Genomic DNA, 15,463 nt, shown 5'->3' with positions numbered 1-15,463 from the left:
CGAAAGAATGCTCGGAAGTGTGCAAAATTTTGTGCAAATCGTGCCAAAGTTCAAAAATAAACCGACAAAATACAGGTTAAAGCTCCTGTTTTTTCGGTTTTTTTTGTATGCGCCAAAACGTATTGTGATGCCATATATCCTCTTTTATACTGAATTTATAGGGAACGACAATACAAAATACGAGGTGCAACCACATGATGAATTTCTTCGGTAAAAAGAAAAAACAGCAGGATGCGATAGAACAAGCAGATCAACTGATGAATAAGGGTTTGTCCGGGTTATTTATGAAAGGTCTAGTACCCAAAGAGCATCGAGAGCAGATCAATCAAAGCTTAAACTTAGCAAAACAAGCTCAAACGGCGGCTAACGGTGGTTTGGCGATGGCAGCGACTGCGGTTGTTATTTCGGTAACAGATACCGGAAAGCTCGTGAATTTTGATCCGATTGTGGTGCTTGTGCTGAATGTGACAGAATCAAACGGCAACCGATATCAAAAAACACTGGAAACGCTCGTGTCGAAGCTGCAAATTCCGCGGCCTGGAGATACGGTGGGTCTGGGAAGCAACCCGATAAATCCATCGGAGCTGATCTATATGGGTCTGGTGACAGCGTAAAATAAATGAGGCGTTTCACCCTATCTTGCTGACATATATTTTAAACAGATGATTGAAAAGGGGTTTTGGAGGATGAAAGGATTTTTGAGTATGATCGGGGTACTTTTGGTGTTTGGTGTAGGCTTCTCACCATTCTTGGCTAACTACTTATGGGATGATCCATTTTTGATTATGGATGCTCCGTGGTATCGGCCGTTAATTTATACAGGCTTTGCGCTTATATTTCTACCTGGTATTTTAGGTGCGTTTTTTGGAGGGGGTAAAGTCAAGAAGGGTGCTCCTGGGGTAGGGATCATTACAAGTGTTCAGCAAACAGGGACTTATATAAACAATCAGCCGCAGGTAAAACTTGGGTTGACCGTAACCAAACAGGGAGAAGACAAATATGATACTGCTTTGACGACGATTATTCCTTTAACTTCCATGGCTCAATTTCAGCCAGGCTCGATCATTCCACTCGTAATATCGGAGAAAGACAAAAAGAAAGTAGGACTTGACCTGAAAGGGCAGGTGTCGCAGACGGATTTGCAAGCGTTAATGAATGAGCAAATGGTCAAGCAGGGCGTATCGCCCGAGCTGATGGAAATTGCCAAAACCGGTGAGCAGGCATATGCAAAGGTGCTGGATGTTACACCCATGGGTGAAGCGGGATCCAATAAAATTAAGCTTCAATTTACGCTGAGTGTTACGAAAAGCAACGGCGATACCTTTAATGTAACTACGCAAAAGGATGTTTTTTCTTCCCAACTATCCAAGCTGCAGCAAGGAAGCATTATAGAGGTCATTTATTCACCTCAAGATCCTTCGAAATTGGTCTTTAAAACACAAGTGAGTGAAGCCGAGGTACAGCAAGCATTTGGTTCTTCTCGATCATAAAAAGTTTTTTAGATACCTGTTTCAGATACAGCCCATAGGTGTATTATAATAGTATCCCGACACCAGGAGGTTGATAACGATGGATAACCAAAGTAGATCCGAACTGGCGAATAGGGATGGCCTGTCACGGCCGAGAGGCTTAAATAGACAGGTTGTCGGAAACAACTATGAAATGGGCTATGATCAGGACAAAAGTCCACCACATCTAGGGAGACCCTGATCACAACAAGGCGAGGACAGACACTTTGGGATCACACAGCACATTGGAACTGAGGTAGGACATTCTTGGATACCAAGACTAGAGACCTTAAGGAAAGAAGTGATGCGGGATGGATAAAGTGGAGTTTCCGAGCAAGCGTAGAGTAATCAGGCGAGGCTGACATGAATTTCAAATGAACATGAAATGTGGTTCGTTGAAGACAGATGGAAGCAACATCGCAACAGTGTAATCGAACCCGTGATCTAATTGCAGCATTGAAAGTATAGGGGCGAAGCCCCAGGACCGTCTTCCTCTCTGGCTTGGGCTGGGGAGGAAGACGGTCCTTTTCACGTTCGAGGCTACTTTTGAGAAAGTTGCTCGACCGTTTCTCGGAAGGTATCAATAAAAGCTTCGGCAGCTTTAGACAAATAACGTCCGTTCCGGTAAGCAATCGCCAGGGTACGGCTGGGGGTAGGTTCGGCGAGTGGCAGCAATGCTGGAACAAACTCGCTACTGGCGGCCCGTGCGATAAAACGTGGGACGAGTGTCACGCCCATACCTGTCGCTACGAGCGATTGAAGGGTCTCCATATTAGTGCTTTCAAACACCACATTGGGTTCAAAGCCTGCTTGATGACATAGATCCATCGTCAGCTTGCGAAAGCCTTGCCCTTTTTTCAGGACGACAAAAGGCTCGTCTTTCAGTTCTTCCATATGCACTGGCAGCGGCTGGGTACCATTTTTACGCAGGGCTAGGGGATGACCCGGAGGAACAGCGAGATCAATCCATTCTTCACCGATGGGTACATAAGAAAGTGTAGGTTCTACTAAGGGAAGAGAGAGCAGGCTGAGATCTGTATCGCCACTTGCCGTTTTTTTCTCCAGATTCATGGATGAATCTTCGACTAACACGATTTCAATGTCTGGATGAGCCCTTTTGAATACAGGCAGCACATGCGGCAGCAAATGGGAGCCTGTGATAGGCATACTGCCAACGACGACCTTCCCTTTTCGCAGCTGAGAAATATCGTCCATTTCCTGCCGGAGCTGCTCGACTGCATCAACTATTTTTTTTGCCTTTTCTACAAAGCTTGCTCCTGCATGTGTTAATTCCACCGTGCTGGTGTTGCGTTGAAATAAAAGTACCCCAAGTTCTTTTTCAAGTTTGGACAATTGTTGGCTCAAAGAAGGCTGAGCAATATGCAGTTTTTCTGCTGCGCGTGAGAAGTTTTTTTCCGCTGCAATTTGCAGGGTGTACTGAAGCTGTCTGAATTCCATCGAATTTCATGCTCCTTATCTTATAAGCTTTTCCTATTACATCATAGACTGATTATACAATAATAAAATTAAATGCCCAGTCCTGACGAATCTCATGTGTCACAAGTTTTATATAGATGAAGCGTTTTGTCACAAATATCGTCTTTTAATATAGATAATGAATTCCTTTAACATTCTCCTGATAAAACATAATTAATCTTAGTTCTGGTTGTACAAAAAAGGTCTGGGAGGAAATTGAATGCTAAAATGTTGGGGGCTACATACGAAAAAATCGGTGGCTGCACTCGTAGCGACGATGATGCTAGCAGTAAGCGGTGGGACGGCGATGGCAGTCGAAAAGGACACGTCGATTAAAAACGTAATTATTTTGATTCCAGACGGTATGGCTAATGACGCCACTGCACTGGCTAGATGGTACAAAGGATCCTCCTTAACGTTAGACAGCATGGCAAGCGGCATGGTGCGTACACATTCTGCGGATGCTCCAATTGCCGATTCTGCTCCAGCGGGTACTGCTTTTGCCACAGGACATAAATCTCATACTGGGTATGTAGGTGTCCTTCCTGATGAAGCGACAATGCCTGGACAACAACCCATTGCAGGGGGTGACGCCAAAAAACCTGTAGCTTCCATTCTTGAGGCTTCCAAGCTGGCAGGAAAATCGACCGGAATTATTGCGACTTCCGAGATTATGCATGCGACACCAGCTGATTTTACCGCACATTATCCTGATCGTAAAAATTATGATGCACTCAGCATGCAGCAAGCCTACAACGGGGTTGACGTAGTGTTAGGTGGAGGCGGCAAGTTTTTGGAGGCAGCAGGGCGTAAAGATGGCCAAGATTTGGTAGCCCAAATTAAAGACCAGGGTTATGACTTTGTCACGACACCTGAAGGGTTGAAAAAATCGACCTCCAGCAAGCTCTGGGGAAGCTTTTCTCCCGAGGCCCTTGCGTATAACCTGGATCGCGATGCATCCAAGGAACCTAGTCTGGCGGAAATGACATCGAAAGCCATTGATGTGTTGTCCAAAAACGATAAAGGCTTCTTCTTAATGGTAGAAGGCAGTAAAGTGGATTGGGCCGCCCATGCAAATGATCCAACCGGAATTATTAGTGACGTGCTTTCATTTGACGATGCGGTGAAAGTTGCTGTGGATTACGCCAAACAAAACCAAAATACTGTCGTCGTAGCAGTGACAGACCACGGAAACGGTGGATTGACGATTGGTAGCAGCGATACAACTAGCAATTATGACAAAACGCCTTTAGCTTCTTTTATAGACCCGCTGAAAAAAGCGAAGCTGACGGGGGAAGGCTTGGAAGCCAAGCTGAATGCAGATCGTAGCAATATTAAAGAGGTGCTTTCCACGTATTTTGGCATCACCGATTTGACAGACGAAGAAGTGAAAACCATTAAAGATGCCAAAGAAGGCAGCATGAACTATGCTGTCGGACCGATCATTAGCAAACGTGCGAATATTGGCTGGACTACAGGCGGACATACAGGAGGCGATGTCGTGTTGTACACGTACGCGCCGAACGGAGACCGTCCATCCGGTGTAATCGACAATACGGATGTAAATAAGTATATGACACGTGTACTTGGACTGGACTTGGATACAGTCAGCAAGCAGCTTTTTGTTCCTGCAAAAGCCGCTTTTGAAGCTAAAGGAGCCAAGTTTACTGCGGATACGAAAGTCATTACAGTGACCAAAGGCAGTAACAAGCTGGAACTTCCGGTATACAAAAATATTGCTATGCTGAATGGTAAAAATACCACGCTCAACGGTGTAGTTGTATTTAACGGTGTTGATTATTTTGTACCCCAGCAGGCAATTGATTTGATTCAGTAACATGCAGAATCATCGACAAGGGCTGTTTCTTCCATTAGGGGAAGAGACAGCTTTTTTGTGTGTTAAGCTAAATGTGTATTTTTTGAGGCGGAAGTTGAAGAAGGTTTTTATAAAATGGGATTTTTTGTGAAACTAGTCACGTTACATCTTCTTCGATATTGCTAGAATAATACATGTACGGTACAAGCCGCTGATGATGTGAAGTCCGGATGGACGAGGGAAGAAGGGATGAGTCACGGACGAATTATTACTGCGTCTGGCTGACGGCAAGGAATGGACGCATACGGAAATGATGGAGTTGCTGACACGTTTGGATGATGAGCCGACGCTACGGGCTCAACTGAGGCACCTGGCAGCTCGCACCAAATTGGAGCGCTATGGCAAAGGTGTTTTTTTACGGGGATTAATTGAATTCTCCAGTATATGTCGTCAGGACTGCATGTACTGTGGGCTGCGTGCTTCGAATAAACAGGCAGATCGTTACCGTTTGCAGCCGGAAGAAATTCTGGCCTGTTGTGCGGAGGGCTATGAACTCGGCTATCGGACCTTTGTGCTGCAAAGTGGGGAAGATTACTGGTTTACAGCAGCCCGGCTGACGAAATTGATTCGAGAAATTAAAAGCCGTTTCGCGGATGTGGCAGTCACACTGTCCATCGGTGAACGAGATGATGAAACTTATGAGCAATTATACGAGGCGGGCGCGGACCGTTTTTTGCTGCGGCATGAGACAGCTTCCCCCCGTTTGTACGCCAAGCTGCATCCGACGATGACGATGGAAAGCAGGCGCAGCCGTCTGCTGGCTTTGCAACGAATCGGCTTTCAGATCGGGGCCGGATGTATGGTGGGGTTACCAGGACAAACAAATAGTGAATTAGCAGACGATTTGGTCTATCTGCATAGCCTGTCACCAGATATGATCGGGATTGGTCCTTTTTTACCGCATAGCAACACGCCGCTTCGGGATGCCAGTCAGGGGAGCATGGAAAAAGCTCTCGATATTATTTCGTTATCCCGACTGGTTGTTCCAGATGCACTTATTCCGGCGTCCACGGCAATGGGAACGATTCATCCCCAAGGCAGGGAGAAGGCGCTTCAGGCAGGGGCAAATGTGGTGATGCCCAATTTGTCGCCACTGGCGGTGAGGCCTAAGTATGCGATTTATGAGAATAAAATATGTTTGGGAGATGAGTCTGCCCAATGTCGTCATTGCCTGGAACTGCGGATTCGTGGAGCGGGATTTGAAGTCGATATGGGGCGCGGTGATAGTTTGAGGGTGCAACGACAACTTATGAGACAGGAAACTTTGTGAGGCTATGACGGAAACATTGCAGTAACCATAAATAAGGAGATGGGTATACGTGAGTGGAGTACGGGAGAAAGTGTCGGCGGATTTTATTAATGAAGCAGAGATTATGGCAGCAGTGGAGCAGGGGAAACAAGAGGCAACAGATCGACACCGTATTTTAGAAATTTTAGAAAAGGGGAGAGCCTGCCGGGGACTGAGTGCGAGTGAAGCGGCGGCTCTTTTGCATGTGGATGATCCTGAATTATTGGAAGAGATGTTCAAATCTTCGAGGGCAGTCAAAGAGCAAATTTATGGCAACCGGATTGTGTTGTTCGCCCCTTTATATGTAAGCAACCACTGCGTGAATAACTGCGAATATTGTGGTTATAAACATACCAATGACAGCTTTACTCGTAGCCGTCTGACACCGGAGGAATTGGTGGAGGAGGTTAGAGTGCTTCAAGAACTGGGACACAAGCGACTCGTGCTGGAAGCGGGAGAAGACCCAGTCCATTGTCCCATTGACTATATCGTCGATTGTCTGCGCCAGATCTATGAGGTCAAGGTGGATAACGGCAGCATTCGGAGGATCAATGTGAATATTGCATCCACAACCGAGGAGGACTATCGGAAGCTGGCAGAGGTGGGCATTGGTACGTATATTTTATTTCAGGAAACGTATCATCGGGAAAGCTATCGTAAATTCCACCTACAGGGACCAAAGCGGGACTTTGATTGGCATACTACCGCCATGGACAGAGCCATGCGTGCGGGTATAGATGATGTGGGGATCGGTGTGTTGTACGGCTTGTATGATTTCCGCTATGAGACCGTAGCGATGCTGAAACATGCCGAGCACTTGGAAGAAGCCTTTGGCTGTGGCCCTCATACGGTTTCAGTTCCACGATTGCGTCCGGCTGAAAATGTAGATCTGGAGCGATATCCGTACCTGGTCAACGATGAGGATTTTATGAAAATTGTATCCGTTCTTCGACTGGCTGTCCCTTATGCTGGAATGATCCTGTCCACGCGCGAGGAGCCGGAATATAGGGACCGCGTCATTGGTCTAGGCGTGTCGCAGATTAGTGCAGGTTCAGCTACAGGCGTAGGGGCATATGCAAAACAGGAAACTGATGATAAGCCTCAATTTGAGGTGGGGGATCATCGCTCACCATCGGAAATTATTAAAAGTCTGTGCCGTGGCGGATATATGCCGAGCTACTGCACAGCTTGCTACCGTGAGGGGCGAACTGGAGATCGTTTCATGGAGCTTGCCAAATCAGGACAAATTCATAATGTATGCCAGCCGAATTCGCTGCTGACCTTCCAAGAATATCTGCTGGATTATGGGGATGAGGAGGCACGTGAACTGGGAGCTGCCGCTCTGCGAGAAAATCTGGAGCGTATACCACGTGAATCAACGCGCCGTTTGACGCTTGACAGACTTGAACGACTGGAAGCAGGCGAACGCGATTTGTATTTTTAGCAATTTATATTATTCGTAGTATCATTTCACGCTATGAAACCTCATGATTTATAATGAACTTGAAAATAAAAGCAGTCGCGTTGAAATCAGCGCGACTGCTTTTGTGTGTCTGGAAAAAAATATGAATACCGAGATGAGGACTTTTAGGAATAACTGCCGGCCTCTACAGCTTGCTCCCATGCCAGCATAGCAGATGGGAAGCATTCAATAGCACGGGGAAAGACCCCCTGTACATAAGCGATGAAAACACCATAGTTCACAATCGGCACGCCGGCAGCTTTCGTTTCCGACATTCGATGAAGCATCGTACGCCGATTGAGCATGCATGCACCGCAATGAATAACTAGTGCATATTCGCTCAGATCATCAGGGAAGCTGGAGCCGGATGCATGTTCGATGATGAGTCGTTTGCCTATCGTTTGGCGGAGCCAGCGTGGAATTTTCACTCGACCAATATCGTCAGATTGGCATTGGTGAGTGCAGGCTTCGGCAATAAGTACGCGGTCTCCATCCTTGAGGCGATCAATGGCTCTTGCACCTCGTACCAGTTCGTCCAGATCGCCTTTATGACGGGCAAACAGGATGGAAAAAGAGGTGAGAGGCACATCTTTGGGCGTGTCAGCCGCTACTTTCATAAAAACCTGTGAATCGGTAATGACCAAACGAGGCTTGTGTCCCAATCTCTCCAGTGTCAATCGTAGTTCATGTTCTTTGGTCACTACGGCGATGGCATCACTCTCTAGTGTATCGCGGATTGTTTGCTGTTGTGGCAGGATCAATCGGCCTTTTGGTGCAGCTTTGTCGATGGGAACGACCAGCACAACAACATCGCCGGGTGACAACAGGTCACCGACGATACGGAAACGATCCTCGTTTTGGGGGAGTGTATTCGTGATAGCCTTTTTCAGTTCCGTGTCTCCCCGGAGCAAAGATGCACTGAAAGGAATCAAGGTGAGATCCAGTTCAGTTGCCAGTTTTGTAGCCGTTTTATCTGATTCTGTAAGGGTATCTATCTTATTCAATACCCCAATAACAGGAATCTTTTTGTTGCGGAGCTTTTCGAGTAGCTCATGCTCGAATGGTCCGACTCCAACGGTGGCGTCGATAACGAGCAGGGCCAAGTCTGTACTATTAAGTATTTCTAGCGTTTTGTTGCGGCGCAGCTCTCCGATCTCACCCTCATCGTCCAGTCCGGCGGTATCCACCAAAACAATGGGACCCGCTGGGAGCAGCTCCATCGGTTTGAAAACGGGGTCCGTGGTCGTTCCTCCTACAGGAGATACCACAGCGACGGGCTGACCAGTCAGGGTGTTCAGAATGCTGGATTTGCCTGCGTTACGGCGACCAAGCAGGACGATATGTGGTCGGTTGCTACGAGGGGTATCATTCATTCCCATGGTGAGTTCCTTCTTCCTGCCCCGGAATTCCGGGCTTGGTTACTGTATAGGGATGGCATAATTGGTCAATCCGCGAACGGGTCAGTAGGCCGCGATCTTCTGCAATATCCTCTGGTGTGCGACCTTGCACAATGGCCGCCGATGCAATGGAGGCAGCCTCATCATAGCCAAGCTCCGCGACCAGCGCAGAAGCCATCACGGCTGAGTTACGTAGATTTGTAATACAGCGTTCTTCACGCACGATCAGGCCACGCACACATCGTTCTTCGAATAGTCGAACCGCGCTGTTCAGAATATGTAGCGATTCCAGCAACGATTCGGCAATCAGCGGCAGGAATGCGTTTAGCTCCAACTGACCCGAGGCAGCGGCCATAGTGATAGCCGCATCTTCGGCTATCACACGCATGGCTGTTAGTCCTGCCATTTCAGCTATTACCGGATTGACCTTGCCAGGCATAATAGAGGATCCGGCCTGAACTGGAGGCAGCGTGTATTCGCCAATACCACCGAAAGGACCAGAGGCCAGTAGGCGAAAATCGCCAGATATTTTGTACAGATTCACGGCGGCTGCTTTGAGTAGACCGGACACCTCCACAAAGACATCCATATTTTGAATCGGATCCATCGGGTGGTCGCTGCGACTCAGTCCAAAGCCGGTCTCATCCGCCAGTTTTTCGACCATACGATAGCTGTAAGCGCGGGGCGCATTCATACCTGTGCCAATCGCCGTTCCTCCAATAGGGATTTCCCGCAGCCGCTCTTCGGCCTTATAGAGACGCCAGCGGTCGCGCGCTATAGCCTTTGCATAGGCACCAAAGCCCTGCCCGGCCATCATGGGCAGGGCATCTATTAGCTGAGTGCGGCCTAGCTTGAGTAGGTCGGCATATTCTGTTTCTTTGTGCTGTAAAGCATCCTGTAACGAAGACATTGTGTCACATAAAGGCCGAAGCAGCCGTATCGCTGCAATTCGTAGCGCTGTGGGATAGACATCATTCGTAGACTGACAGCAGTTCACATCATCCAGCGGATGTACAATTTCATACTGCCCTGGTCTGCCTCCTAGCTGTACGATGGCCAAATTAGCAATGACCTCATTTACATTCATATGGGTACTGGTGCCTGCGCCGCCTTGCATAGCATCCACGGTAAACATATGTTGGTGTCTCCCGGCGAGTATTTCATCACAAGCATATACAATGGCAGAGGCCCGTTGGACAGGAAGCCGTTTCTGCTCTCCATTCACTTGAGCGGCTACTTTTTTTACCAACACAAGAGCGTGGATCAGGTTTGGGTTCACAGGCCTGCCACTGACCGCAAAATTGTTCATCGCGCGTGCGGTGTGAATACCGTAAAAGGCGTCTGCGGGAATTTCCATCTCTCCTAACGCATCCCGCTCGGTTCGCGTATTTGTAGGTAGAGGGAAACCTTCAGTCATAGACCTGTTGCCGGAATGCGTGTCATATGCAGCAGCTGACGTGCACTTGCAGCGCGTTTTTCCTCAACCCGAGCATGAACCAGATCTGGCTCGACCAGCTTGAGGGCTTGTGTTGGACATTTACCAATGCAGGCCGGGCCGCCGTCCACACCTTCGCACAAATCACATTTGCTGGCAATCATGCGTTCTTTGGGTTGCAAACGGCCTGACATATTGGTGTACAGTCCGTCTTGAACGACAGGCTGCCCGTTTCGATACTCGGGTACCATGGTAATCGCGCCGTAAGGGCAGGCGATCATGCAGGTTTTACAGCCAATGCAGCTTTCACTGTTAATGAGAATGCAGCCATCTGCGTTCGTAATGGAGCCGTTCGGACAAGCGTTAGCGCATGGGGCATCCTCACAGTGACGACACTGAACGGGTGCAGTGACTCCAAATGATTTAATAACCTTCAGACGAGGGTGAAAATGAAACTCATCATCTGGTGAGATAAAAGGGTTCTCCGCTGAATGTGCGATGACACATGCGATTTCACAGGTACGACATCCGATACACTGGTCGGGATCAGCTAAAACAAAACGGTTCATACAATTCGACTCCTCTCTAACTAACGACAAATATAATGTATACAGCATAAAAAACTTAACGTATTAATGAATGGAGTAATCCGTATCCCCTTTGATGGAAATAGTGCTACTGCGGCTTTGCTTGCCGGGCCCCCGTTGTTGGAAGGTCGTGTGCAGAAGATGATGCGACACATGACCCAGCGGCTCACCTAGAAATTCATCATAAAGTTTAATGATGTGAGGGTTCTCATGCGATTTTCGTACCTGGCGTGCAGCATCATGTCCATAGATGGAGGATTTACGTGCCCGATAAGCTTCAATTCGTTGCTTTTCTAACATGATCTTGGGTTGTCCCCCTCCACTGATACATCCGGCAGGGCAGCCCATCACCTCAATAAAATGATAATCACATTCGCCCGCCTGGACACGATCCAGTAGCTGATAGGCATGCTGTAGCCCGGCGACGACCGCTACCTTGAGCTGTAGCTTGCCTACCTGAACCTCAGCTACTCGAATGCCTTCCTCACCACGTACAAAATCGAGTTGGAGCTTCGGCAGTTTTTCATTCGTCAGCAGCTCGTAACCTGTACGGATGGCAGCTTCCATGACTCCTCCAGTGACTCCAAAAATGGAGCCTGCACCGGAATATTGCCCTAACGGTGAATCAAATTCTTCATCAGGCAGGTTTGCAAAATCAATTCCGCTCTGCTTGATCCAGTATGCAAGTTCACGCGTGGTCAGTACCTCATCTACATCACGGTAACCGTCAGATTCCATTTCGGGACGATCACATTCAAATTGTTTACAAGTACATGGCATGATGGCAACGCTGTATATATTCGCAGGTTCCACTTCGTCCAGTTGTGCGCCATAAGATTTGATAAGCGCTCCTAACATTTGCATCGGAGATTTGCAGCTGGATAGATGGTCTAGCAGATCGGGATATTCAATCTCGGCAAATCGGACCCATGCTGGACAGCAGGATGTGAACATAGGCAAGGGACCGCCTTCGGTCACGCGACGAATCAATTCCGTGCCTTCCTCCATGATGGTCACGTCAGCTCCAAAGTTGGTGTCATATACCCGGTCGAAACCAAGGCGGCGCAAAGCAGCAGCCATTTTCCCAGGCGTCAAGGTGCCGAACGGCATTCCGAATTCCTCCGCGAGTGAAACACGAATGGCCGGAGCACATTGGACGATCCGAAACTGTCCAGGTTTGGTCATCATATCGCTTACCTTATTCAAGTTGTAGCTATAGTAGGCAGCGAATAGCGGCTCTCTGATGTCGGCAGGCATATCGCGTTCTTGTATACGTTCCAGTCGTCTAGCGGCGCCTTCCTGTGGAGATGAACCTGCCCAGTCGGATGCGTATACGCTGCATATTTGTACACATTGACCGCAAATAACACATCGGTCTGCATTAACGGTTTGCGGTTCTCCAGGCAGTCCCTCTATGGCATCTACTGGACAAACCCCAGCACAGCGTCTGCATCCCGTGCAGAGCGTTGGGTCAATATGAATGACAGGGTCTGTGCAATCAGTCGTCTTCATACAAGGAGGTGAAGAGATCTTGTCTATTGTGGTTGACATGTTTTTCTACCTTTCTGCGGCTGATTTTGACCTTACAGGCGTGGGAAAAAGACTTCCCGCCGAGGCTCTGGAGGCGAGTCGGATATACCCTTGGCCAGCCGTAGGACATGATTCGGGCAGGCATCTACACATGCAGGCTGTCCTTTCTCTGTTTCCGCGCACAGATCGCATTTGCTTGCCGCGGTGCGGGGAAGGGCCACTCGATTTGCCCGGTGAGTCAGGCCGGACTGCGTCACAAGGTGTCCGGCCTGGTAGACCGGAGACACCTCAATTGCCCCGAAGGGGCAGGCCAAAACACAGGAAGTACAGCCGATACATCGATCCTCATCTATCATGACGACTCCGTCCTCCTGACGAATGGCCTGCACCGGACAGGCATGTGCGCAGGGGGCATTTTCGCAATGCCGGCATTGCACCGGCACATACGTATCTCCTGTACGAACAACATACACCTTGGGTATGACAGGAACGCTGACGGTTCCGACCGAAGCTCCTATACCGTTAGCCTGACTGTGAACGGCGAAGCACGCCAGTTCACAGGCTTTACAGCCGATGCACTGCCCGGCGTCTGCGACTACAAAAGAAGAAGCAACAGCGCTTGTTCTACTGGCTGCTCCCATTCTACTCATCGAAGCTGACCGGGTATCAGTCGGACGGTGCATCATATTCCCTGTGCCGCTCATCTTGTCACCTTATCAGCCAAAACAGCTTCCTGGACGTTCATCTGTTTGCGAATCTGTTGGTACGATTCATGTACATCACGTTCGGCCTGAGCTTGGTCGGCGATTCGTTCCAGGCGGATGGCACAGTATTTTAATTCCGGTGTTTTGGATACCGGATCGAGAAAATCAGCGGTCAGCTCGTTGCATGCTCCAACCCACCAGTGATAGGTCATGTAGGTCGCACCTTGTTGCACACGGTCACTGATTTGTGCCCGAGCCATGATGCGTCCCCGGCGGGAGGATATGGCAACAATTTCACCATCCAGAATATTCAGATCTGCTCCGTCTTCCGGGCTAATCTGAATAAAGCCAGGCTCATCAGACAATTGGCGCAGCGCACGGCAATTGCCAGTCATGGTACGAACGGAGTAGTGGCCTACCTCACGGACTGTAGACAAGACAAGCGGGTATTTTGCATCCGGTTGTTCTTGTGGTGGACGCCATTCGCAGGCGAATAATCTGCCTTTGCCACTAGGTGTCGAAAATTGATTTCCTTTATACAAATACGGTGTACCTGGATGATCCTCAGTAGGGCAGGGCCATTGCACGCCGCCTTGCTGCTCCATTTTTTGGTAGCTGGCACCGGAGAATAATGGGCAGAGGCTACGCATTTCATCCCAAATTTCCTCTGTGTTTGCATAGGACATAGGGTAGCCCATGGCGGTAGCAACCTCGCTAATAATAGCCCAGTCTGGCTTTACATCACCCTGTGGCTCGACGGCCTTTCGGATGCGCTGAAAGCCCCGATCTGCCGAAGAATATACACCGTCATGCTCGCCCCAAGCAGTAGAAGGGAGGATGACATCGGCATGCAGCGCTGTTTTGTTCATGAAAATATCCTGGACCACGACAAATTCCAATTGGTCTAGGGCTTCACGCAACTCGGCGGCGTTCGGATCACTTTGTACAGGGTCTTCGCCGAAAATGTAATAAGCTTTCAGCTTGTTCTCCTTCAGGATGAGGTGTGGTACCTCCGTAAGTGGATACCCTTTTTTACGCGGTAGCTCAACACCCCATGCTTTTTCAAACTTTTTGCGAACCGTGGTGTCTGTTACATCCTGATAGCCAGGATACACATTCGGCAAAGCGCCCATGTCGCAGGAACCCTGTACATTGTTTTGTCCCCGTACTGGTCCGATACCCACATTCGGCTTGCCCAGATTTCCGGTCAACAGTGCAAGGGAAGCGAGCCCCTTTACTACGTCAACGGCCTGTGAAAATTGGCATACGCCCATTCCGTACAAAATGGTAGCGGTAGGGGCCTTTGCATATTCCCTCATAGCCGCCCGGATATCGGCCGCCTTGACCCCCGTAATGCCTTCCGCATATTCGGGAGTATATTTTTTAATGCTGTCTACGTATTCGGCAAAGCCTTCTGTGTTTGCTTCAACATATCGTTTGTCGTACAGTCCTTCATGCACAAGTACATGACCAAAAGCGTTCACCAAAGCCATGTTCGAACCGCCCTTTAAGGGTAGCCACATATTCGAAATACGAGCTGTTTCGGTCATGCGCGGATCGCATACAATAATTTTGGCGCCTCTTTGCTTGGCAGCTACAATGCGTCTTGCGACAATCGGATGTGTTTCGGGTGCATTATATCCAAATACGAAAATGAGATCAGAGTGTTCAATTTCAGGAATAGAGTTGGACATAGCTCCATCTCCGAGCGAGTAAGTCAAACCTGCCACAGAAGGGCCATGGCATACACGAGCGCAATGGTCAATATTGTTCGTGCCAATGACCGCCCGCATGAACTTTTGCATGACATAATTGGCCTCATTTCCCGGACCACGTGCGGAGCCCGTTCCCATAATGGAGTCGGGTCCGTATTTTTCCTTAATTGCTGACAGCCGTTCGGCAGTATATTGAATGGCTTCCTTCCACTCCACTTCCTCCATAACTCCATTTTTGCGAATCATGGGCTTGCGCAAGCGTGCAGTCAGAATTTGCGGGTCATTCAGAAAATCCCATCCGTAGTGTCCTTTTAGACACAACGTTCCTTCATTCGTACGACCACCAGCCGGCTCTGCGCCAATTACCTGTCCTTTTTCCACCAGCAAATGAAGCTGACAACCGCTCCCGCAGTAGGGACATACGGTCAATACCTTGTCTGCCATAAGTGCAGCACCTCTTTTATATGAAATAGATGAAACTCGAA

Annotated in this window: 13 protein-coding genes; 6 read left to right on the top strand and 7 right to left on the bottom strand. The window is 48.7% G+C overall.

Features of this window, described 5'->3' with window-relative positions; genetic code table 11:
* The first annotated feature begins 194 nt into the window (after window positions 1–194).
* The 3 genes from MKY16_RS13590 (at window position 195) to MKY16_RS13580 (ending at window position 1,710) form a co-directional block, all read left to right on the top strand.
* Complete coding sequence (locus MKY16_RS13590) at window positions 195–614, top strand: hypothetical protein (protein WP_340955739.1); 420 nt, start codon at window positions 195–197, stop codon at window positions 612–614.
* A 72-nt stretch (window positions 615–686) separates the two neighbouring features.
* A complete protein-coding gene (locus tag MKY16_RS13585; RefSeq protein WP_340955736.1) occupies window positions 687–1,490 on the top strand; it encodes a DUF3592 domain-containing protein in 804 nt (267 codons plus the stop codon).
* Window positions 1,491–1,569: 79 nt separating this feature from the next.
* Window positions 1,570–1,710 carry a hypothetical protein gene (locus MKY16_RS13580; RefSeq protein WP_165082404.1) on the top strand — a complete coding sequence of 47 codons (141 nt, stop codon included), beginning with the start codon at window positions 1,570–1,572 and terminating at the stop codon, window positions 1,708–1,710.
* 338 nt (window positions 1,711–2,048) lie between these two features.
* On the opposite strand, the gene MKY16_RS13575 is transcribed toward MKY16_RS13580, so the two are convergent.
* Window positions 2,049–2,966: a LysR family transcriptional regulator gene (locus tag MKY16_RS13575; protein WP_029517394.1), complete on the bottom strand. Its 918-nt coding sequence runs from the start codon at window positions 2,964–2,966 to the stop codon at window positions 2,049–2,051.
* A gap of 238 nt (window positions 2,967–3,204) precedes the next feature.
* On the opposite strand from MKY16_RS13575, the gene MKY16_RS13570 reads away from it, so the two are divergent.
* The 3 genes from MKY16_RS13570 (at window position 3,205) to hydG (ending at window position 7,592) form a co-directional block, all read left to right on the top strand.
* Window positions 3,205–4,821 carry an alkaline phosphatase gene (locus MKY16_RS13570; RefSeq protein ID WP_209947405.1) on the top strand — a complete coding sequence of 539 codons (1,617 nt, stop codon included), beginning with the start codon at window positions 3,205–3,207 and terminating at the stop codon, window positions 4,819–4,821.
* 256 nt (window positions 4,822–5,077) lie between these two features.
* Window positions 5,078–6,130 (top strand): [FeFe] hydrogenase H-cluster radical SAM maturase HydE, encoded by a 1,053-nt coding sequence (gene hydE / locus MKY16_RS13565; RefSeq protein WP_257791715.1) that lies wholly within the window; start codon window positions 5,078–5,080, stop codon window positions 6,128–6,130.
* A 49-nt stretch (window positions 6,131–6,179) separates the two neighbouring features.
* Window positions 6,180–7,592 (top strand): [FeFe] hydrogenase H-cluster radical SAM maturase HydG, encoded by a 1,413-nt coding sequence (gene hydG / locus MKY16_RS13560; RefSeq protein WP_013310651.1) that lies wholly within the window; start codon window positions 6,180–6,182, stop codon window positions 7,590–7,592.
* A gap of 143 nt (window positions 7,593–7,735) precedes the next feature.
* Here the strand turns inward: hydG and hydF are convergent, their stop codons facing one another.
* The 6 genes from hydF to fdhF all read right to left on the bottom strand — a co-directional run bounded on the left by hydF (window position 7,736) and on the right by fdhF (window position 15,422).
* Window positions 7,736–8,989, bottom strand: a complete 1,254-nt coding sequence (hydF, locus tag MKY16_RS13555) for a [FeFe] hydrogenase H-cluster maturation GTPase HydF (protein ID WP_340955733.1) — start codon at window positions 8,987–8,989, stop codon at window positions 7,736–7,738.
* Complete coding sequence (locus MKY16_RS13550) at window positions 8,976–10,424, bottom strand: aspartate ammonia-lyase (protein ID WP_340955730.1); 1,449 nt, start codon at window positions 10,422–10,424, stop codon at window positions 8,976–8,978. Before MKY16_RS13550 ends, hydF begins: the two co-directional genes overlap by 14 nt.
* Window positions 10,421–11,011: a 4Fe-4S dicluster domain-containing protein gene (locus tag MKY16_RS13545; protein WP_013310648.1), complete on the bottom strand. Its 591-nt coding sequence runs from the start codon at window positions 11,009–11,011 to the stop codon at window positions 10,421–10,423. Before MKY16_RS13545 ends, MKY16_RS13550 begins: the two co-directional genes overlap by 4 nt.
* Before the next feature lie 63 nt (window positions 11,012–11,074).
* Window positions 11,075–12,580, bottom strand: coding sequence for a [FeFe] hydrogenase, group A (locus MKY16_RS13540; RefSeq protein ID WP_340955727.1), 1,506 nt, complete (start codon window positions 12,578–12,580; stop codon window positions 11,075–11,077).
* Window positions 12,581–12,612: 32 nt separating this feature from the next.
* Window positions 12,613–13,263, bottom strand: a complete 651-nt coding sequence (locus MKY16_RS13535) for a 4Fe-4S dicluster domain-containing protein (protein WP_340955725.1) — start codon at window positions 13,261–13,263, stop codon at window positions 12,613–12,615.
* Window positions 13,260–15,422: a formate dehydrogenase subunit alpha gene (gene fdhF, locus MKY16_RS13530; RefSeq protein WP_029517400.1), complete on the bottom strand. Its 2,163-nt coding sequence runs from the start codon at window positions 15,420–15,422 to the stop codon at window positions 13,260–13,262. Before fdhF ends, MKY16_RS13535 begins: the two co-directional genes overlap by 4 nt.
* Window positions 15,423–15,463 lie beyond the last annotated feature (41 nt).

Source organism: Paenibacillus sp. FSL L8-0641 (assembly GCF_038006265.1).
Taxonomy (GTDB): Bacteria; Bacillota; Bacilli; order Paenibacillales; family Paenibacillaceae; genus Paenibacillus; species Paenibacillus polymyxa_D.
The sequence above is the reverse complement of the archived record's forward strand: the minus strand, read 5'-3'. Positions and strand labels throughout refer to the sequence as shown.